Here is a 20,168-nt window from a genome sequence, read left to right on the forward strand (position 1 = left end):
ACTGACCCGATGAAACTGAACAAGCAAAACCTCAACCGCCTCGCCGCCGAAGTGAAACTGCCGGCCTACAGCCTCAGCGACACCCGCCAGGGCATTGCACACATTGGCGTCGGTGGTTTCCATCGCGCGCATCAGGCGTATTACACCGATGCGCTGATGAACACCGGCGAAGCACTGGACTGGGCGATCTGCGGCGTCGGCCTGCGCGCCGAAGACCGCCGCGCCCGGGACGACCTCAAGGAGCAGGATTACCTGTTCACCCTGTTCGAACTCGGCGACAGCGACGACACCGAAGTCCGCGTCATCGGTGCGATCCGCGACATGCTGCTGGCCGAGGACAGCGCCCAGGTGCTGATCGACAAACTCGCCGACCCGCAGATCCGCATCGTTTCGCTGACCATCACCGAGGGCGGTTATTGCATCGATGACAGCAACGGCGAGTTCATGGCGCACCTGCCGCAGATTCAGCACGACCTGACGAACCCGCAACAGCCGAAAACCGTGTTCGGCTTCCTCTGCGCGGCACTGGCCAAGCGGCGGGCGGCGGGTATTCCGGCGTTTACCGTGATGTCCTGCGATAACCTGCCGCACAACGGCGCCGTCACCCGCAAGGCGCTGCTGGCGTTTACCGCGCTGCTGGATCCGGACTTGCGTGAGTGGATTGACGCCAACGTCAGTTTCCCCAACGCCATGGTCGACCGTATCACCCCAATGACCAGCACCGCGCATCGCCTGCAACTGGCGGACAAACACGCCGTCGACGACGCCTGGCCGGTGGTCTGCGAGCCGTTTGTGCAATGGGTACTGGAAGACAAGTTCGTCAACGGCCGCCCGGCCTGGGAAAAGGTCGGCGTGCAGTTCACCGACGATGTTTCGCCTTACGAAGAGATGAAGATCAAACTGCTCAACGGCAGCCATCTGGCGCTGACGTATCTGGGCTTTTTGAAGGGTTACCGCTTCGTCCACGAGACCATGAACGACCCACTGTTCGTGCGCTACATGCGTGCCTACATGGACCTGGACGTGACCCCGCAACTGGCGCCGGTGCCGGGCATCGACCTGACCGAGTACAAGAACACGCTGGTGGCACGGTTCTCCAATCAGGCGATTGCCGATCAGCTGGAACGGGTGTGTTCGGATGGTTCTTCGAAGTTTCCCAAGTTCACCATTCCGACGATCAATCGGTTGATTGCCGATGGGCGGGAAACCAGACGCGCAGCGTTGGTGGTGGCGGCCTGGGCGCTTTACTTGAAGGGCGTGGATGAGAATGGTGACACTTATTCGATTCCGGATCCTCGGGCGGCGTTTTGTCAGGCGTTGGTGGCGGAGGATGCTTTGATCACTGAGCGGTTGTTGGGAGTTGAAGAAATCTTCGGTACGGTGATACCGCGCTCGAAGGAGTTTGTGACGGCGTTCGAATGGTGCCTGAACAGCTTGCGCGAAGAAGGCGTGACGCGGACTCTCGAGCGTATTCTGACCTGAAAAGCCCCTCACCCCAGCCCTCTCCCAGAGGGAGAGGGAGCCGGCCGAGGTGTTTATCCGGGGTACATCGACCTGAAAGTCCGGAGTCGAACTCAGGAATTGAAAAGCACCGAGATCTGCTCCCTTTCCCCTTAAGGAGAGGGAACTGACCGAGGTTCTCTTTCGAGATACATCGACCTGAACGTTTTGAGTCGAACTCAGGAATTGAAAGGCTCCACAATCTGCTCCCTTTCCCCCTCTCCCCTCTGGGGAGAGGGTTGGGGTGAGGGGTGGCTTTAGAAGTCGCCAAAAAACCAACAGGTTCACACCATGCACAACCAACAGCTCTTCCTCGGCATCGACTGCGGCACCCAAGGCACCAAAGCCATCATCCTCGACGCTGTCAGCGGTCAGGTTCTTGGCCAGGGCGCCGCCGCCCACACGATGATCAGCGGCGCCAACGGCCGTCGCGAACAAGACACCCACCAGTGGCTGGAAGCCTTCGCCCTCGCCACCCGCCGCGCCTTGCTGGCGGCGAATGTCGACGGTCAGGCGATTCTCGGCATCGGTGTTTCCGGCCAGCAACACGGGCTGGTGCTGCTCGACGATCAAGGTCAGGTCCTGCGCCCGGCCAAGCTCTGGTGCGACACCGAAACCACGGCTGAAAACGACCGTCTGCTGGCTCATTTGGGCGGCGAAAACGGTTCGCTGGAACGCCTCGGCGTGGTCATCGCGCCGGGCTACACCGTGTCGAAACTGTTGTGGACCAAAGAACAGCATCCAGACGCGTTTTCCCGAATCGCACGGATTCTGTTGCCCCACGACTACCTTAATTTCTGGCTCACCGGCCGTGCGTGCAGCGAATACGGCGATGCATCCGGCACCGGCTATTTCAACGTGCGCACCCGCCAATGGGATTTGCAGCTGCTGCGCGACATCGATGCCAGCGGTCGTCTGCAATCCGCGCTGCCAGAGCTGATCGACGCCCATCAAGCAGTCGGCACGATCCTGCCCGCAATCGCCGAACAGCTGGGCATCAACCCGAACGCGGTGGTGTCCAGCGGTGGCGGCGACAACATGATGGGCGCCATCGGCACCGGCAATATTCAGCCGGGCGCGATCACCATGAGCCTCGGCTCTTCCGGCACGGTGTACGCCTACGCTGAAGCGCCGAAGGTCAGCCCGGACGCTTCGGTCGCGACCTTCTGCTCGTCCAGCGGCGGCTGGCTGCCGTTGATCTGTACCATGAACCTGACCAATGCCACCGGGGCGATCCGCGAACTGTTCGATCTTGACCTTGATACCTTCAACGCCTTGGTGGCCCAAGCGCCGATTGGCGCTGAAGGCGTGAGCATGCTGCCGTTCCTCAACGGCGAACGCGTGCCTCCCCTGCCCCACGCCACCGGCAGCCTGCACGGCCTGACGATCGATAACCTGACCCGGGCCAATCTGTGCCGCGCTGCGGTTGAGGGCACCACCTTCGGCCTGCGTTATGGACTGGATCTGCTGCGCCAGAATGGTTTACAAAGCCGCAGCATTTGCCTGATCGGCGGCGGCTCGAAAAGTGCGGTGTGGCGGCAGATCGTCGCCGACATCATGAACACCCCAGTGATCTGCACCGAGCAGAGCGAAGCCGCCGCCCTCGGCGCGGCGATTCAGGCGGCGTGGTGCAAGTCGTGGTCGAACGGCCACGAAGACACCCTGGCCGACCTGTGCGAGCGCTGCGTGAAGCTCGACCTGAACAGTGAAACCCTGCCGGTTGCCGCGAATGTCGCGGCCTTCCAGCAGGCCTATGAACGCTATCGACTGCATGTCGCAACCTTATAAAGAGCAAACAACTATGTACCTGGTGTGTGGCGAAGCGCTGTTCGATTTCTTCAGCGAAGACGATGCCGGCGGACAGGCATCGAAAGTCAATTTCAAGGCCATTGCCGGTGGCTCGCCGTTCAACGTGGCGGTGGGTTTGCGCCGTTTGGGTGTGGACTCGGCGCTGTTCGCCGGGTTGTCCACCGACTACCTCGGTCGACGTTTGCATCAAGTCCTGCAGGATGAAGGCGTCCGTCCGGATTACCTGGTGGATTTCGCCGCGCCGACCACCCTGGCGATGGTCGCGGTGGGCGCCAATGGCTCGCCCCATTACAGCTTCCGTGGCGAAGGTTGCGCCGACCGGCAGTTGAGTCAGGCACATCTGCCGACGCTGGGCCCGCAAGTGCGCGGCCTGCACTTCGGTTCCTTCTCACTGGTGGTGCAACCGGTGGCCGATACCCTGCTCGCGCTGATTCAGCGTGAAAGCGGCAAACGCCTGATCAGCCTCGACCCGAACGTGCGCCTCAACCCCGAGCCGAACATCGACCTGTGGCGCGAGCGGATCGCCACGCTGGTGCAACTGGCGGATCTGATCAAGGTCAGCGACGAGGACTTGAGCCTGTTGTATCCCGAGCAGGATCCGCAACGCGTCATCGAAGGCTGGCTGCAGCATCGCTGTCAGGTGGTTTTCCTGACCCGTGGCGGTGAAGGCGCGACCGTGTTCAGCCGTGCTCACGGTTCATGGTCGGTGCCGGCCTCTTCAGTGAAGATCGCCGATACCGTCGGCGCGGGGGATACTTTCCAGGCCGCGTTGATCACCTGGCTGACCGAGCATGAGCTGGATTCGGTGGAGGGTGTTCAGCACCTCGGCCGCGAACAAATCGACGCCATGCTCAGGTTTGCCGTACAGGCCGCCGCCCTTACATGCAGCAAAACAGGTCCGGATTTGCCTTATCGCCACCAGTTGACCTGACCGCGTAGACTGGCGCCCTTTTTTGCACGACGGGATGACGGCTTTTGAATTCGGGGCGCACGGTTGGACTGTTGGTACTGGCGACACTGTTGAGCGGCTGCGGAACATCGCCGCCGCGTTCGCCGGAAAACCTCTGCGAGATTTTTCGGGAAAAGAGTGATTGGTACGACGCGGCGCAAGTCACGCAAAAGCGCTGGGGCGTACCGATCCAGGTGCCGTTCGCGATCATGTATCAGGAGTCCGGCTACCGCTACGACGCCAAGACGCCGCGCAAATACCTGCTGTGGGTGATCCCGTGGGGCCGCGTCACGACAGCGTCGGGCTATGCGCAGGCCAAGGATGAAGTCTGGTCCGACTACCAGAAAAGCACCGGCCGCCACGGCGCCGATCGCGAAGACTTCGACGACGCCATCGACTTCGTCGGCTGGTACATGGACAAGACCACTTCGATCAACGGCGTGTACAAGTACGACGCCTACAACCAGTACCTCAACTACCACGAAGGCTGGGGCGGTTTTCGCCAGAAGACTTATGCCAGCAAAGCGTGGCTGCCGCCGGTGGCGCGCAAGGTGCAGAACCGCTCGGACATGTACGGCCAGCAATACGCAGCGTGCAAGGATGATCTGAATCGCGGGTTCTGGAGCCGGTTCTGGCATTGGCTATAGCGAAGACGGCAAAGACGCCTTCGCGAGCAGGCTCGCTCCCACATTGATATCTGCGTCGGACACATATCCTGGGTCCGCTGAAGATCCCCGTGGGAGCGAGCCTGCTCGCGAAAGCAATTGAACAGGCTCTGCAGTTCTAACGGTTACAACACCGAAAAGTTGTAACTCACAATCAACCGGGTCTCATCCACATCCCGGGCAAACTTCTCGTAGTTGGTGCGGTACGTCGCATTGCGCAAACGCAGGCTGACGTCCTTGAACGTGCCGGTCTGAATCACGTATTTCAACTCGCTGTCACGCTCCCACTCTTTGCCTTCCTGATCACTGCCCGGCACCTTGATATGGTCACCGTTCACGTAACGGGTCAGGAAACTCAGGCCATTGATGCCGATCGCCTTGAAGTCATAGTCGTAACGCAGCTGCCAGGAACGTTCCTGCGCGGCGGCGAAGTCGTTGACCTGCACGTAGTTCACCAGGTACGGGTTGCTGCCATCCAGATACGGCATCGAATTGTCGCCGTTCATGCGCTGCCAGCCGGCACTGAAGGTGTGACCGCTGATGCCGTAGGACAGCATGCCGCTCAAGGCGCGGTTGTCGATGGAGCCCGCTTTCGCATCACCGCTGTCAGCGCTTTTCAGCAAACGCAGATCGGCTTTCAGCACGCCGTCACCCAGCGGCTGATTGGCCAACAGACCCACGAAGTGCTGGCGATAGATGTCTTCCAGTTCGGCGTAGTGATACTGCGCCGTCAGACGATCGTTGATCTTGTAGTCGAAGCCGTACATGTCGAAATGATCGGCGGTAGTGTTGCAGGCATAGCGCTTGTTCTTGCAGTGCACGCGAATGTCCTGGGAATCGGTCGAGTCCCGGGCGGTGTACTTGTCCAGACGTGCAGCCATGAAGGTCAGGTCCTTCACTTCCTTTGAAGTCAGCATCGCGCCGTTGAACATGGTCGGCAGCAGACGGCCGTCGTTGTACTTGAGCAACGGCAGATCCGGCAGCAATGCGCCGTATTTCAACACCGTGTCCGAAACTTTCACCTTGGCGGTCAGGCCCATTTTCGCGTACTGACCTTTCGAGCCACGCGGGTTATCGCCGCTGGAAGGCAGCAGGCCGCTGTTGCTGCGGTCGGGGCTGGAATCGAGCTGGAAGCCCGCCATGCCCAGGGCATCAATGCCGAAACCGACGGTGCCTTCGGTGTAGCCCGATTGCAGATTGAGAATGAAACCCTGCGCAGACTCTTCGCGCTTGGACGCGCCCTGATCACTGGTGGTGTGCCCATCACGGAAATCGCGGTTGAAGTACACCGTGCGCGACTCGATCTTCGCAGTGGTGTCTTCGAAAAAACCGCTGGCCTGGACCTGTGCGGTAAAACCGGCACACAGCACGAAGGCTCCGAAGCCAAGCGACTGGCGCGGGGTGATGAGGGGAAATGGGGGACGCATTGAAAACTCCAACAGAACAACGATTGCGCGGGGGCGCAAACAAACTGAAATAGCTCCCGTCCCGGAACAATGAAGAACCGGAAGGCAGTGAACACGCGGGGGTGAACGGCAATGATGGCAGATGGCTTTGACGTGCTACAGGCGACTTTAGTCTGAAACTGACTGGTTGTTCTTGAACGCTGATGGTGGCGATTGCACGGAGTCTCTTGCGGGCAAGTGCCCGTTTCACGGGGGGACACAACCGGCCTAAGGGTTTTCCCTATGGCTTGAGGCCTGTGCTTCTACGGCATTTGCGCCTTGAACGAGGCGGTTTAATCCTGCACCATCCGCCCACGCTAATCCAAAGGACGGAAAACAAGGCATGCTGGACGCCAATGCTACCCACATTACCCTCACGCTCGAAGGCGCTTCGGCCGATCTGCAAGTCCTCAGTTTCACCGGTCGCGAAGCCCTCAACGAGCCGTTCCGTTTCGACCTCGAACTGGTCAGCGCCCGTCCCGACCTCAACCTTGAAGAACTCCTGCACAAGCCCGGCTGCCTGACCTTCGGCGCCACTGGCGAGGGCAAGATTCATGGCCAGGTGTATCGCATCGAGCAAGGCGACTCCGGCAAGACCCTGACCCGCTACAGCCTGAGCCTGGTGCCGCAACTGGCCTACCTGCGGCACAACCATGACCAGCAGATTTTCCAGCAGATGACGGTGCCGAAGATCATTGCCCAGGTGCTGGAAGATCGCGGGATCCTGGCCGACGCCTACAGCTTCCAGCTCGGCGCCGAGTATCCGGAGCGTGAGTACTGCGTGCAGTACGACGAATCCGACCTGCATTTCATCCAGCGTCTGTGCGAAGAGGAAGGCATTCACTTCCACTTCCAGCACAGCAGCAGCGGCCACAAACTGGTGTTCGGCGATGACCAGACCGTGTTCCGCAAACTGAAACCGGTGAACTACCAGCAAGACTCCGGCATGACCGCCGACAAACCGGTGATCAAGCGCTTCAACCTGCGCCTGGAAACCCGCACCAGCCGCGTCAGCCGCCGCGACTACGATTTCGAAAAACCGAAGATCCTGCCCGAAGGTGCCGTCAAATCCGAATTCATGCCGGACCTGGAAGACTACGACTACCCGGGCCGCTTCACCACGCGCGAGCGCGGCAAATTCCTCTCGACCCGAGCGCTTGAACGCCATCGCAGCGACTACAAACTCGCCGAAGGCAAAGGTGATGAGCCGACCCTGACCAGCGGCCACTTTCTGACCCTGGCCGAGCATCCCCGCGCCGAATGGAACGACCTGTGGTTGCTGCTGGAAATCTTCCACGAAGGCAAACAGCCGCAAGTGCTGGGCGAAAACGTCACCAGCGACGTCACCGACAACAAGAGCGATTTCCACCAGGGCTATCGCAACTCGTTCGTGGCCACCCCGTGGGACGCCCACTACCGCCCTGCCCTCGAACACCCGAAACCGAAAGTCCTCGGCAGCCAGACCGCCATCGTCACCGGCCCCGCCGGCGAAGAAATCCACTGCGACCAGTACGGCCGCGTGAAAGTGCAATTCCACTGGGACCGCGACGGCCAGGCCGACGACAAGACCACCTGCTGGCTGCGCGTCGCCAGCGGCTGGGCCGGCGCAGCCTACGGCGGCATCGCCATCCCACGCATCGGCATGGAAGTGCTGGTGACCTTCCTTGAAGGCGACCCCGACCAGCCATTGGTGACCGGCTGCCTGTACCACAAGGAAAACGTCGTCCCCTACGACCTGCCGGCGAACAAGACCCGCAGCACCTTCAAGACCCTGAGTTCACCGGGCGGAAAGGGCTACAACGAATTCCGCATCGAAGACAAGAAAGGCGCGGAACAGATCTACATCCACGCCCAGCGCGACTGGGACGAGAACATCGAGCACGACCAGAAGATTCGCGTTGGCAACGAACGGCATGACACCGTCGAAGCTAACACCTACAGCGAGTTCAAGGTCGAAGAACACCGCATCACTCACCTGGATCGCATCAGTGAAATGCGCGCCAACGATCACCTGACCGTCGCCGTGACCCAGCACCTCAAGGTCGGCACGGCGCAACTGGTCGAAGCGGGAACCGAGATCCACTACTACGCCGGCCAGAAAGTCGTGATCGAAGGTGCGATGGAACTGACCGCCAAGGCTGGCGGCAGCTTCGTCAAAGCCGATGCCGGCGGCGTGACCATCAGCGGCGCCGAAGTGAAGATCAACACCGGCGGCGCCCCGGGCGTGGGTACACCGGCAGCACCGTTGTTGCCCGGGCCGATGAAGGTGGTGGATGCGGATAAGGCCGCGAAAGCACCGCTGCCCGCTCGCCTGAACGAATCAGGCATCACACCGCTGTGCGGAAAACAGAGTAACGGCGCTTGCAGCCGTAAGGATTGCACATGCATGTAAAAGCGCTGAGTGCTTTGCTGGAAGAGCCTCGCTACAACTTCTCGGACCTGCCGGCAGCGAACCCATCGCTGTGTTTCATCATCGACCAGGGGCTTCAGCCACAAGCCATGAGCCGGCTCTACCGGGTGGGTGAGCCCGTAGTTTGCGAAGGGCTGTTTTTCCGAACGGAATTCGTCGAGATACCCGATGGCCCCTTGTGGCTGGTCGCCCCCCGAGGCAGCAAACTGGCTGCAGAAGCTGCAAAACTCTGTGAAGAACACTTTTCGGGAATTGCGATCTCGACACCTGCCCCGGAAAAAGCCCTGGCTCATGCACGCTGGCTGCTCAAAGCCAACGACGGTTCCGGAGGGCAAAGTTTGCTGAGTTACCACAAGCCGAGCCTGTGGGCAGCACTGGCCTACACCGCCGAAAAGACTTTCGATCAGTTGTTGGGTTGCTGGTCGGCCGTTTACGCCCCCGCGCCAGGAAACTTTGGCCAGCAACGTGGTCCATGGTTAGCCTGGGTGGCTAACGCGGAATCGACATGGTCGGGTGACCATGCGGCATTCAACCTTCCAATGGCGGCCGCTCAAGTTCAGGCGCGCCTTGGATGGGTGTATTGGGTGGATGAAGAGTACGAGGCGTTTGGCGAACCCGGCGAGGATCGTTTGAACGATATTGCTGACAATCTCGACCTGCTGCTCAACAACAACATTTATGACGGCGACCACCTGCTCAAACTGGGTCATGCCGTAAACGGTCCACTGTTTGAAACACAGCCTGAGATCATGGCGATCCTGCAATCAAAGGATGAGTCGTTTATCAAAGTAGATCGGCTCCTGGAATCAGCCGCCGTCGCCCAACGTTAACGGCGACGCGACAACAGAACGGAATCACCATGGAAATCACGAATCACGCCGTCATGCCCGGCGAAACCCTGGGCCAGATTGCCTCGCGCTACAACAGCACCGTGGCGCAACTGCGCCAACTCAATCCCTTCATTACCAATCCGGACAACGTCAAGGTCGGATGGAATCTGAGCGTACCGAAAAGCGCCCAAGCCGCGTCAGCCAAACCGGCCGCTGAGGCACCCGCTGCGTCTCAAGCACCTGCCCAGGCATCTCCCGATGCGTCAGCTCAGTGCACGGCTGAGGACCTGGTTGAACTGGACCCCGTCAAGGACGCTCCAGACAAAGCCTCGAAGACCTTCAAGCCGCATGCCCCTCCTTGCAGCAAAACCTTTGCCAGCGCCATTTATGCAACAGAGGAACAAGAGTTCTGGCTGCTGCCCGAGCGTGCAGTGTCTGCCATTAAAGAATCGATGCTCACTCTCGAGAAAATGATTGCGCCGAACAAGGCCCGCGATGCGCGCCTCAACGGGCTGCAAGAGTCAGGTCTGCTCGAGTACTTCCTCGAACCCAAGTTGAGCAACTTCCTCACAGGCGCAAAGCGTGCCCGCATGGAAGAGTTCGAAGCGATGGGCGATGAGATCGAAATTGATCCCGCCACTGCCAAAAAGAGACAGAACGAAGCCAATCGAAACAAACCCGGGTCCGCTCCTGCACAACCTCCTCAGGAGGACACTCCAGATTCCCGCTTGGATCGCTTGAATGCGGACAACGCTGTTCAGCAAAGTATCCACAAAGAAATCATCGACTTTCACAAACGGCGGGCTGAGTGGCGTGCGCTAAAAAAAGAAGCAGTAGCGGCTGCAAAGCTTGAAGGCTACTCCTATGAAAGCGGGACGTTGTACTCCAAGGATGCAATTGAAGCCCGCGCCCGCGTGCAAGCGTATCTCGAAGCCCGGAAAAAGCTATTCGCCAATAAAGACTTCAAGCAGGTGTCACTCGAAGATGTCGCCAAGGCCCTCGCTGAGAAGAAAAAAAGTTACGAGAACATCTGCACCGGCATGACCGACTGCACCGCCGACCTATTCGCTTACGTTTACACGTTGCACAAGAACGCCGACGCGCTGAATTACCACGATTACACCGAATCCATTATCAGAGTTTCAGAATACGGTATCGCGCTTCCAGAGTTCGCGCTGATCAGTGACGGCCTGCCATCGGGCATTGCGCAATTCAAGTTGTACATGGACACCGAGAAGAAACAGGCGGAAATAACCGCACAGCTCCAGGAAAAATACAAACGCTGGATCGAAGCCACCGGGCAAAATGCCCAGGCGCCGGCGGGCCTGGTTGATGTCGAGCGAGCCGAGTGGGATCGCCTGCAGAAAATCAAGGACGACCTGCAGGCAACAGCCCAGCGGAATGTGATCGCCGCCAAACCGGGACGCCACCTGATCTGGGAACCGGAAGAGTTCCAGCCCAAACCCGTCGACCGCATGGTTAAACCCGGGTTTCCTTTGCGTGAAGTCAGCCTCTCCGATGCCAAGGGCACGCCCTTGGGCTGGTTCAGCATGACGAACCTGAAAGACTTCAAGAAAATCATCAAGGAAGATGGAAAAAAAGCCCTCCTGTCCCCCAAGAAGATCGGCGAAAGCTTACCGACCGATGCCACAGAAGACTCGGATAAAAACAGTGAATCCAGCTCGTTCCGCCAATGGCTTCTTGCGCAGGGTGCGATCAAGTTCAATGATCAGGTAGGTGACTGTTTTGATGAAAAAGGCTGGTTCAAGGCCAATGACTTTTACGCTTATCTGAAAAAGCAGGGCTACAAAGTCACTGAGCTGGAGAACAGTGCAACATTGACCAGTTGGGGGAAACACCTTCAGCAACTGGTCTTCAAGAAAAGTGTGCGCGGCAAAATCCGACTGTTCGATAACAGCCCTCAGGCTCAATTCGTCCGCTGCCTGACCCCTCCCCAGCCAAGCATTCACGGTGAAGTGAAGCTGGAAGGTCCAAAAATGAGCGCCGCCGAAGGCTTTCAGATGTCGGCCAACATGGGTTTGAGCCTCGACCTGGCCCGCGGCGAAGTGCAGTTGATGAAGGTCGACATGCCCGCCAAGGAAAGCGCCAAAGACATCACCCTGGATTACCTTCTGGACGGCAAAGCCCAGCAGATGAGTTTTGGCCGGTTTTCCTTTCACTTTGGTGTAAAGGCCTGGGGCTACGCTGGCGCGTCGCTGTTGCTGGCCGGTACCGTCGAGTTGAACCCCATCCTCGGCAACGTCAAATACGGAGCATCCCTCAGCCCCGTCAAACGCGCACAGCGCGAAGACGCCTCGGCCAAAGAAGAACGTGCAGATCACGATGCGGCCAAGAAGGCCAAGGCCGACAGCGGTGACAACAGCCCTACCCCCGACCTTGAACACAAATCAACGTCCGGTACCTATGTCGATACCAAAAGCACAGACCAGGTACTCACCGGCAAAAAAGCCAATGTGCAAATTGAAAACGGGGCAAAGGCCACCTTCAACGTTTTCGGAGGTCTGCAAGCGGCCATCGAACTCACCGGCGCACTGAACTGGGCCCCACCCAAAGACCTCGTCGCACTGCGCACCGCACCCACCATGGGCATCGGCAGCGACAAAGACGCGAAAAAAACCAACCCATGGCTGACGCTCGCCAAGCTGAGTGGGTCTGTAGGGGTTGCGTTGGGTGCGGGATTCCAGGGAACCGCGCAGATATCCCTCGATAACGGGCGCTTTATTCTCAACCTGAAAGCGGCAGTGGTACTGGGGCCTGGTGCTAACGGCAGCTTTAAGTTCGAGATTGGGTATGAGGCGGTGGTTGACATCATCAACTTGTATCGCAAGGAACTGCATAAAACCAAAGGCCGTAAAGTCGAGTGGATGGATCCAGAGGCGAGTGAATATGCCTCAGCGCTTAACGCATTGGGCGCTGCTGGGTTGAATGTGGCGATGGCGTATATGATGCGCTGGGATGTTGTGATGAGTCTGTATGAAGCGTTGACTCGGAGTGGCAAAGGGGGAGCGATCGCGGATGCGGTTGTTGAGTACGGCAACCAGAGCGAGCTAGAAGATTGGTGTATTAACGCAATCCCTAGTGCATTGGGCCCACTACTTAGAACGCTAATTAGCCCACCTGAAGCATTTACTGTAAATGGCGAAGGATCAAAACGAACATACTCTCAATCGGAAGCTCATGCGCTTCAGCAGAAAGCAATTGAGCGAATTCTAGGTTGGATAGTTAAAAATGCAGAAAGCAGCAACACTATTGACAAGGCACAAAGTCAATTTGAGATAGCATGTATGTCGATGAATGAGTTTGGGATAAAGACCACAGACTCAGAGCAAGACTACTGCAAGAATCGATTTGCTCTGGATAGTTTCATGGCAGAGGGTGTTCAGAATTTACTAGACAAACAAAGCAACAGCGCGAGAGAGCGTTACAAAAAACACGTGGAACTTCTCGGCGCAAACCTTTCGGAGTATTGCCGAAGAAATTTCATCCCTCGTCCTAGCTACTCCAGTAGCGGCGCGTCACCGTTCCTTAGAAGCTACTAATGAGCATTGCAAAAAAATGAAGATTTCCAATCCAATCCTATTGCTACTAATACTGCTTTTTGCGCCCCTACAAGCTCAAAGCACCGAAACGAACAACTTAAACTCAAATATCCAACAGGGCTCCAGCCAGAGCCTCGGGATAATTTTATACAATCAACTGAAAATCGACGCCGCTATTCCGCAACTAGAAAAAGAGGCCAAAGCTGGAAATGTAGATTCTCAATACTATTTAGGCGAAGCTCTACGAAAGCGGAATCGCTATATGACCAATGAAGCTCAAGGTTGGTATGAAGAAGCCGCAAATAATGGGTCCGTATTTGCAATGATTCAGCTAGGCCGACAAGATAACGACCTCTGCAAAAAAATGAATAATTGCGCCCCTAGCAAGCATTCAAACGCCGAGTGGTTAAAAGAGGCCAAAGACAAGGTTATAAAGGAAGCAAATGAAGGAGATCCAGAATCCTTATATCTGATGTACGAAATAACATTCGATCGTGACTGGTTAGAAAAATCTGCAAATGCAGGCTACGCGCCTGCACAATACTGGATGGCCATCGGTGATCGACAGGGTGAGGGTTTATTCCTTATACCGGGAAGCCGCGAGCAGGCCGTTAGCCGTTGGTTGAAAATGTCTTCAGAAGGTGGAAACTCTAAAGCGATGATGGACTACATTGAGATTCTTTATAAAAAAGGTGATCTTGAGGGGGTTCGACATTGGCTTCAAGCCGCAGCTGAAACGGGAGATCAAAAAGCAATCAGTAGCTATGCCTCTTACATTGCCCATGCACCTGACCAAGTTGGTTACCCATTGGATCAAGTCAAGGGTTATGCCCTAATCAGTCTACTGAAAGAGTTGGATGGGGGCGGTGCCATTCAGGACTTCGTGCAGGACACACTCGAAGAAATTGGAAGCAAGATGACTGCCGAGCAGATTGAACAGTCAAAAGCCGTGGCAAAGGAGTGGAAAGCCACCCACCCGCCACTCTCTTTCTTTCCTGACAAACTAGGTAACTAACACCAGTGCTGCTGATACGCCACCTTGTTTTGGCATTAACCGTTGCCGTCTATGCTGCGACCAGCTTGGCAACCCCACAAGCAAGCGGGCCAACTTTAGGCGTGAGCTTGTACAACCAGCTTAAAATTAGCTCAGCTATCTCCGAGCTGGAAAAGGAAGCACAATCGGGAAACGTGGAGTCACAGTATTACTTGGGTGAGGCTCTTAGGAAGCGCAATCGCTATATGACTTCCGAAGCGCAACACTGGTATGAGACAGCTGCGAATAACGGCAGCATTTATGCGATGATCCAGCTGGGCCGAAGTAGCCACGACCTCTGTCAACAAATGAAAAATTGCCCATTGGGCGAGAAAAGCCCTGCTGACTGGTTTGAAAAAGCAAAAGGCTTAGCACTTCAAAAAACCAATGAAGGTGACCCCGAATCTTTATATCTAATGTATGAAATAACGCTAAATCGTGACTGGCTAGAAAAGTCGGCAATGGCTGGATATCCCATTGCACAATACTGGATGGCAGTAAGCGAGCGACAGGGCGAAGGCTTCTTTTTCATTCCAGGTAAGCGTGATGCGTCTGTCAAAAAATGGCTACTGCTCTCATCTGAGGGAGGCAATCCTAAAGCCATGATGGATTACCTGCAAATGCTGTACGAAGAGGGAGACATGAGCAGCGTTCGCCATTGGCTTGAAGTGGCAGCAGAAACCGGAGATCAAACAGCTACGAGCAACTATGGCGCCTATATTTCACATACTCCAGATAGTGTTGGCTACCCGTTGGACCTCGTTAAAGGCTACGCTCTTTTCTCCTTGCTCAAAGAACTTGAAGATGCTGGTGGAATAAAAGACTACGTTGATAGAAAAATAGAAAAAATATCTGAAAAAATGACACCAGAACAAATTGAGCAGGCTGAAGGAGTGGCAAAAGAATGGAAGAAGACTCATCCACCTCTTTCTTTCTTCCCAGACAAGCTGGGTCGCTAATTTCAATGAAATTGTTAACATATTTTTTTGCCACATCACTTTTAATTCTCAGCGAGGCCAGTCTAGGTCAACAGCAAAAGCAAGCACCTTCTGCCGGGGTGATTCTATACAACCAGTTAAAATTTGACGCTGCCTTTCCTGCATTGAAAAAGGAGGCTTTGTCTGGAAATGTCGATTCACAGTACTACCTGGCAGAAGCTCTGCGAAAACGCAATCGCTATATGACGCCAGAAGCATGGCACTGGTATGAAACAGCTGCGGCGAATGGTTCCATATACGCAATGATTCAGTTAGGCCGTAAAGATACAGACTTATGCAAGATCATGGAAAATTGTCCCGCCAGTGCCAGGACTCCCGCCGAATGGCTAAGCTATGCGAGAGAACTAACGCTGCAAAACGCCAACAAGGGTGACGCGGAGTCTTTGTTCTTGATGTATGAAATAACACTGGATTACGAATGGCTTGAGAAGTCTGCGAAAGCTGGCTATGCACTTGCGCAGTATTGGATGGCAGTGGGCGAGCGCCAAGGGCGAGGATTCTTTTTTATCCCCGGCAAACGCGACGAATCAGTTCGTAACTGGTTTAGGCTTTCGTCAGAGGGCGGCTACCCTCTAGCCATGAATAACTACTTGGCAATCCTTGAGAATGAAGGAGACAGACAGGCTGTCCATTACTGGCTTAAAGTTGCCGCGGAAACTGGTGAACCAGAAGCCATGAGTAACTATGGCGCCTACATTTCGCATACGCCCGATAGAGTGGGCTACCCACTGGATTTAGTGAAAGGGTATGCAATGTTCTATTTACTGAAAGAGTTAAAGGATGCCGGTGGAATTAAGGATTATGTTGACCAGAAAATAGAAATGATCGCTGAAAAGATGACACCCGAACAAATCGAAGAATCAAAGATAGTGGCTAAAGAATGGAAAGCCACCCACCCGCCGCTCTCCTTTTTCCCTGACAAGCTTGGAAACTAGTTCAAAGTTCTCCTACGGAATTCGGAAGGTCGCGTATAGAAAAAGCGGAACGAGTGAAATGCATTAATGCCTCACTCCTTCCGCTTTTTAGTTACAGCGTCAAACCGGCGCCTGCCAGTTCAACATTTTCTGCTGGGCAACCTGAAGTAAATCACTGCCATCCTGCGTCAGCAGGTACAGCGCATGGGTGATGTGGGGGATGTCCTGGACGTCGGCGTGCTTGAAGCACAGGCAATGCAGGGTTTCGAGCAGGTCGGCTGCGGCGCGGATGCGTTGCACGGCGGCTTCGAAGAGGTCTTTCGGGTTGGCTTGGGTGTCGATGACCAGCGGTGCGCTGTCGGTGACGCCGCTGTTGAGCGGGAGATAGCGGGCGGAGCTTAATTTCAGGATTGGCATTGGAATTACTCGATTAGGTTGTAAGTAACCGCCGACACCGTGACCAAACGATGGGGAGGCGGACTGTGCGCAGGCTTGGTCAACCGAGAACAACCCAACTCAGCACGCCCGAAGGCGACCCTGCACACAGCCGCCACTGCAATGCACTTCGAGGACATAGATGTCCACGGAGCGAATAATGGCACACTTGTGAGGGCTGTTATTTTAGGTGACCAAACCTAAGTCGCTGATTTTGCAGCGACGCCAAACCATAACCGCCCCGCTCCAGCCACCGGAAGCAGACAAGGCACCGGTTCCTGTAGGAAGGCGCCGAGAATCCCCCGAGAAACAATCCCCCTTCAGACAGCCGGCATTCAGCCGGGTTAACCCTCGCTTAACGCCGTGGTCAAAGACTCTACTCATCCGCACGTTCTCAGCTGATGCTGACGCCCAGTGCGGCAGGTCTGGCGTGTTTCACGCCGGGCTTTCTTTCCGTCGCACGGAGTCCCTCCATGAACATTCGTCCGTTCCTGCTCACCACCGCCCTCGCCTGCACCGCGTTTGCCGGGCTGGCCCAGGCCAATGACACGTCCACCAACGCCAAGGCTGTGCCTTACGAATACGGCATGCCGCTGCACGTCAGCAAAGTGATCTCGATGACCGAGCCGCAGACGCAGCAATGCAAGGTCATTACCGCCGACATGAAGTACCTCGACAACGCCGGCAAACCCGAGGAAATCAGTTACCGGAAAATGTCTGACGCCTGCAACTTCCAGAACTGACAGAAAGCTCTGATTTGCGCCTTTGCGGTAGGCGAGCACGGGTCTCGAAGGGTATGCTCGGGGCCCCTCCTCACTGCCGCAAGGATTCGCCATGCAGTTGTCGTTTCGCACGTTATCGACCATCACCTTTTCCCTGTGTTTTATGTTGGCGCTGGCCTGGGGCCTCGTACCGCAAGTACTGCTTTCGATCTGGAGCATTGAATACTCCGAGGCAGCAGGATTTGTCGCACGACGCATGGCGGTGCTGTTCGCGGCGTTGGGAGTGATGTTTTATCTGGTGCGCAACGCGCCGGTGTCGATCGCGCGCAATGCAATGAACAACGGTTTTATCGTCGGCTGTTTTGGTCTGGCGGTGCTGGGGTTCGCTGAATGGCTCAACGGCCACGCCGGCCCCGGGATTCTGCTCGCGGTGCTGGTCGAGTTCGCGCTGGGCCTTGGCTTCTTGCAGGCCCGGCGCGTGACGGTCGAACTGGGTGAAACGGTGCGTTAAACGACTTTCGATCGCGGGGTATAGGGCTGACTTGTCGCGTTTTGCGCCAGATCAGAACGCAACCCGGCAATCAGGCCATTGATTTCGCGACAGCTGTTCAAGTGACTGGCATCGATGCCACTCACCTGCAACTCAACCTGGTCGGTCTGGTGATCGCCATAGACCTTGACGGTCATCGACAGATCCGGGGACAGCGTGCACTGGCAGCGCTTCGGCAGAAAGCTGCTTTCAATGATGTTGCGGAGTTCCAAGGCAGACAGAAACATGGCGAAACCTCTCCTTACTGTGAGACTGCCAATCAAGTATTCACGTCGACCGTTGCCACGGCTTCCCACGGGTGTATCCCCGCTGAATCCTTGGGTGTGACAAGCGGCTGTGATGCGAAATGCCCATTGGAGTGTAGGCGCCCGAACTCGGTGCGCCGCACCAAATCGACGCATAAAACGTGCCTTTCATCGGGTCGCATTCACCTCCTTGCAAATCAATGGCTTGGCGAAAAGGCAGGCAACTGGCCAGTTGCAAAATGCAAGATTCGATTGTGCAGGCACTGCAATTTGCAAGCGGCTGGCGGTTTGCATTCATCGCCTGTGACAGTGAGAATGCCCGTCAACCAACGTACACCCGCCAGGAGGCTTCAATGGGAAATTTCACTGTTTACGCGACTGCCGGCCTGATGCTCGCCAGCCTGTCCACCCTCGCCCACGCCGCCAAACTTGAAGACACCGCGCCTTATCCGAAGGCCGAAGCAGGCTTCACTCGCCAGGTGATCCACCTGCCGCAACAGGCCCAGGAAGAAAACTTCAAAGTCGAAATTCTTGCCGGCAAGACCCTCGAGGTGGACTGCAACCGCCAGCGTCTGGGCGGCACCCTTGAAGAGAAAAACCTGGAAGGCTGGGGCTATCCGTTCTACCGCCTGGAAAAAGTCAGCGGCCCGATGAGCACGCTGATGGCTTGTCCGCCCGGCACCCAGAAAAAACGCGCGTTCGTACCGGTGATCGGTGACGGCTTCACCGTTCGCTACAACAGCAAACTGCCGATCGTGGTTTACGCACCGCAGGACGTTGAAGTGCGTTTTCGTATCTGGTCGGCTTCCGACAAGATTGGCGTGGCCATTCCCGAATAATCTCAAGCCACAACACCACACGCCGCCGCTCGCTCGGCGACGTGACGCAAGCTGTCAAAGTTGATATTGGCGCCGGAATCGATGGCGATCAGCGTCTGATTCCGTGCGCCGGTCTGCGCCACGTACTTTTTGATGCCCGCAACCGCCAACGCGCCGGAAGGCTCGGTGATCGAGCGGGTATCGTCGTAGATATTCTTGATCGCCGCGCAGAGTTCGTCGTTGCTGACGGTGATCACTTCATCCACGCAGAAGCGACAGACCTCGAATCCATAGGCGCCGATCTGCGCCACCGCCACGCCATCGGCGAATGTGCCTACGTTGGGCAGCACCACTCGCTCATCCGCTTGCATGGCAGCCTTCAGGCAGGCCGAGTGCTCCGACTCGACACCGATGATCCGCACCTCTGGCCTCAGGTATTTCACGTACGCCGCAATGCCCGCGATCAACCCGCCACCGCCCACCGGGACGAAGATCGCGTCCAGTGCGCCCTGATGCTCGCGCAGGATTTCCATGGCGACCGTACCCTGGCCAGCGATCACATCGGGATCGTCGAATGGTGAGACGAAGGTTCGGCCCGTCTCCGCGGCCAGTTGCAGCGCGTGGGCCAGGGCAAACGGAAAACTTTCACCATGCAATAGCGCCTCAGCCCCACGACTGCTGACGCCCAGCACTTTCAGTTCCGGGGTGGTCGCCGGCATGACAATGGTCGCGGCAATGCCCAGCTCACGCGCCGCCAGCGCTACGCCTTGCGCATGATTGCCCGCCGATGCCGTGATCACGCCACAGGCCTTCTGCGCGTCGCTCAATTGCACCAGTTTGTTGTACGCACCACGGATCTTGAAAGAGAACGTCGGTTGCAGGTCTTCGCGCTTGAGCAGGATCCTGTTGCCCAGTGTTCCGGACAGGGCCGGCGCAGGTTGCAGCGGCGTGCGCACCGCCAGTTCATACACCGGCGCGGCGAGGATCTTTTTCACGTACTGTTCAAGCAAGGCTTTCTGGTCGGGGCTGTGGCGCATGGTCGTCTCCTGACTTTTTATTCAGACCCCGGAGACAGAAAGTAAAAACCCGCCTCTAGGGCGGGTTGGGTGCTGCAGTCGTGAGCTAGCCCGCCAAATGAGGAATGGCGGTAATAATGCTTGGCTGGCAGCGCAGTACGGTGGAAGTCATGGGCTCGAAATTAGCCCGGGCGCTGCGGGCAAGTCAATGGTGAATTTTGCAGCGAGTCTGTAGGCTGGCCTTTCGCACATCTGACCAAGGAAGGAAC

At 56.7% G+C, this 20,168-nt stretch carries 16 protein-coding genes and 1 pseudogene; 13 read left to right on the top strand and 4 right to left on the bottom strand.

Annotation, left to right across the window (positions count from 1 at the left end):
- The first annotated feature begins 9 nt into the window (after positions 1–9).
- The 4 genes from J5M72_RS04725 (at position 10) to J5M72_RS04740 (ending at position 4,905) form a co-directional block, all read left to right on the top strand.
- Positions 10–1,482, top strand: a complete 1,473-nt coding sequence (locus J5M72_RS04725) for a mannitol dehydrogenase family protein (protein ID WP_207864348.1) — start codon at positions 10–12, stop codon at positions 1,480–1,482.
- Between the two features lie 309 nt (positions 1,483–1,791).
- Positions 1,792–3,288, top strand: a complete 1,497-nt coding sequence (xylB, locus tag J5M72_RS04730) for a xylulokinase (protein WP_207864350.1) — start codon at positions 1,792–1,794, stop codon at positions 3,286–3,288.
- Between the two features lie 13 nt (positions 3,289–3,301).
- A complete protein-coding gene (locus tag J5M72_RS04735) occupies positions 3,302–4,240 on the top strand; it encodes a carbohydrate kinase (protein WP_207864352.1) in 939 nt (312 codons plus the stop codon).
- A gap of 44 nt (positions 4,241–4,284) precedes the next feature.
- Complete coding sequence (locus J5M72_RS04740) at positions 4,285–4,905, top strand: hypothetical protein (RefSeq protein ID WP_169430337.1); 621 nt, start codon at positions 4,285–4,287, stop codon at positions 4,903–4,905.
- Positions 4,906–5,048: 143 nt separating this feature from the next.
- Here J5M72_RS04740 and J5M72_RS04745 read toward each other — a convergent pair whose 3' ends face one another.
- Positions 5,049–6,350 (bottom strand): OprD family porin, encoded by a 1,302-nt coding sequence (locus J5M72_RS04745; protein WP_207864354.1) that lies wholly within the window; start codon positions 6,348–6,350, stop codon positions 5,049–5,051.
- A 361-nt stretch (positions 6,351–6,711) separates the two neighbouring features.
- On the opposite strand from J5M72_RS04745, the gene J5M72_RS04750 reads away from it, so the two are divergent.
- The 6 genes from J5M72_RS04750 to J5M72_RS04775 are packed head-to-tail and all read left to right on the top strand — an operon-like array spanning position 6,712 to position 16,134.
- On the top strand, positions 6,712–8,760 hold the full coding sequence (locus J5M72_RS04750) for a type VI secretion system tip protein VgrG (RefSeq protein ID WP_207864356.1): 2,049 nt from the start codon (positions 6,712–6,714) through the stop codon (positions 8,758–8,760).
- Positions 8,751–9,608: a DUF4123 domain-containing protein gene (locus J5M72_RS04755; RefSeq protein WP_207864358.1), complete on the top strand. Its 858-nt coding sequence runs from the start codon at positions 8,751–8,753 to the stop codon at positions 9,606–9,608. The genes J5M72_RS04750 and J5M72_RS04755 overlap by 10 nt, the downstream gene beginning before the upstream one ends.
- A 29-nt stretch (positions 9,609–9,637) precedes the next feature.
- The gene (locus tag J5M72_RS04760; protein ID WP_207864360.1) at positions 9,638–13,168 is read left to right on the top strand and encodes a LysM domain-containing protein; all 3,531 of its coding nucleotides are present in this window, start codon (positions 9,638–9,640) and stop codon (positions 13,166–13,168) included.
- A gap of 16 nt (positions 13,169–13,184) precedes the next feature.
- Entirely contained in the window at positions 13,185–14,183 is a 999-nt protein-coding gene (locus tag J5M72_RS04765) for a sel1 repeat family protein (RefSeq protein WP_207864362.1), read from the top strand.
- Between the two features lie 5 nt (positions 14,184–14,188).
- Positions 14,189–15,160, top strand: a complete 972-nt coding sequence (locus tag J5M72_RS04770; protein WP_347709511.1) for a sel1 repeat family protein — start codon at positions 14,189–14,191, stop codon at positions 15,158–15,160.
- Entirely contained in the window at positions 15,106–16,134 is a 1,029-nt protein-coding gene (locus tag J5M72_RS04775) for a sel1 repeat family protein (protein ID WP_243433205.1), read from the top strand. Before J5M72_RS04770 ends, J5M72_RS04775 begins: the two co-directional genes overlap by 55 nt.
- Positions 16,135–16,233: 99 nt before the next feature.
- Here the strand turns inward: J5M72_RS04775 and J5M72_RS04780 are convergent, their stop codons facing one another.
- Positions 16,234–16,530, bottom strand: coding sequence for a hypothetical protein (locus J5M72_RS04780; RefSeq protein WP_025109577.1), 297 nt, complete (start codon positions 16,528–16,530; stop codon positions 16,234–16,236).
- Positions 16,531–17,021: 491 nt separating this feature from the next.
- Here J5M72_RS04780 and J5M72_RS04785 point away from each other — a divergent pair, with 491 nt between their 5' ends.
- Together J5M72_RS04785 and J5M72_RS04790 are read left to right on the top strand one after the other, a co-directional pair.
- Entirely contained in the window at positions 17,022–17,291 is a 270-nt protein-coding gene (locus J5M72_RS04785) for a DUF2790 domain-containing protein (protein WP_207864364.1), read from the top strand.
- Positions 17,292–17,382: 91 nt separating this feature from the next.
- Positions 17,383–17,781, top strand: coding sequence for a hypothetical protein (locus tag J5M72_RS04790; RefSeq protein ID WP_207864365.1), 399 nt, complete (start codon positions 17,383–17,385; stop codon positions 17,779–17,781).
- On the opposite strand, the gene J5M72_RS04795 is transcribed toward J5M72_RS04790, so the two are convergent.
- The gene (locus tag J5M72_RS04795; protein WP_207864367.1) at positions 17,778–18,047 is read right to left on the bottom strand and encodes a DUF1652 domain-containing protein; all 270 of its coding nucleotides are present in this window, start codon (positions 18,045–18,047) and stop codon (positions 17,778–17,780) included. The genes J5M72_RS04790 and J5M72_RS04795 overlap by 4 nt on opposite strands.
- A gap of 371 nt (positions 18,048–18,418) precedes the next feature.
- Between J5M72_RS04795 and eco the strand changes: the two genes are divergently transcribed.
- Positions 18,419–18,904, top strand: a complete 486-nt coding sequence (gene eco, locus J5M72_RS04800) for a serine protease inhibitor ecotin (RefSeq protein WP_207864374.1) — start codon at positions 18,419–18,421, stop codon at positions 18,902–18,904.
- Between the two features lie 26 nt (positions 18,905–18,930).
- On the opposite strand, the pseudogene ilvA reads toward eco, so the two are convergent.
- Positions 18,931–19,920: pseudogene (gene ilvA, locus J5M72_RS04805) on the bottom strand (threonine ammonia-lyase, biosynthetic); the annotation flags it as partial.
- Positions 19,921–20,168 lie beyond the last annotated feature (248 nt).

It is taken from the genome of Pseudomonas sp. 58(2021) (genome assembly GCF_017491585.1).
Classification (GTDB): Bacteria; Pseudomonadota; Gammaproteobacteria; order Pseudomonadales; family Pseudomonadaceae; genus Aquipseudomonas; species Aquipseudomonas fluorescens_BT.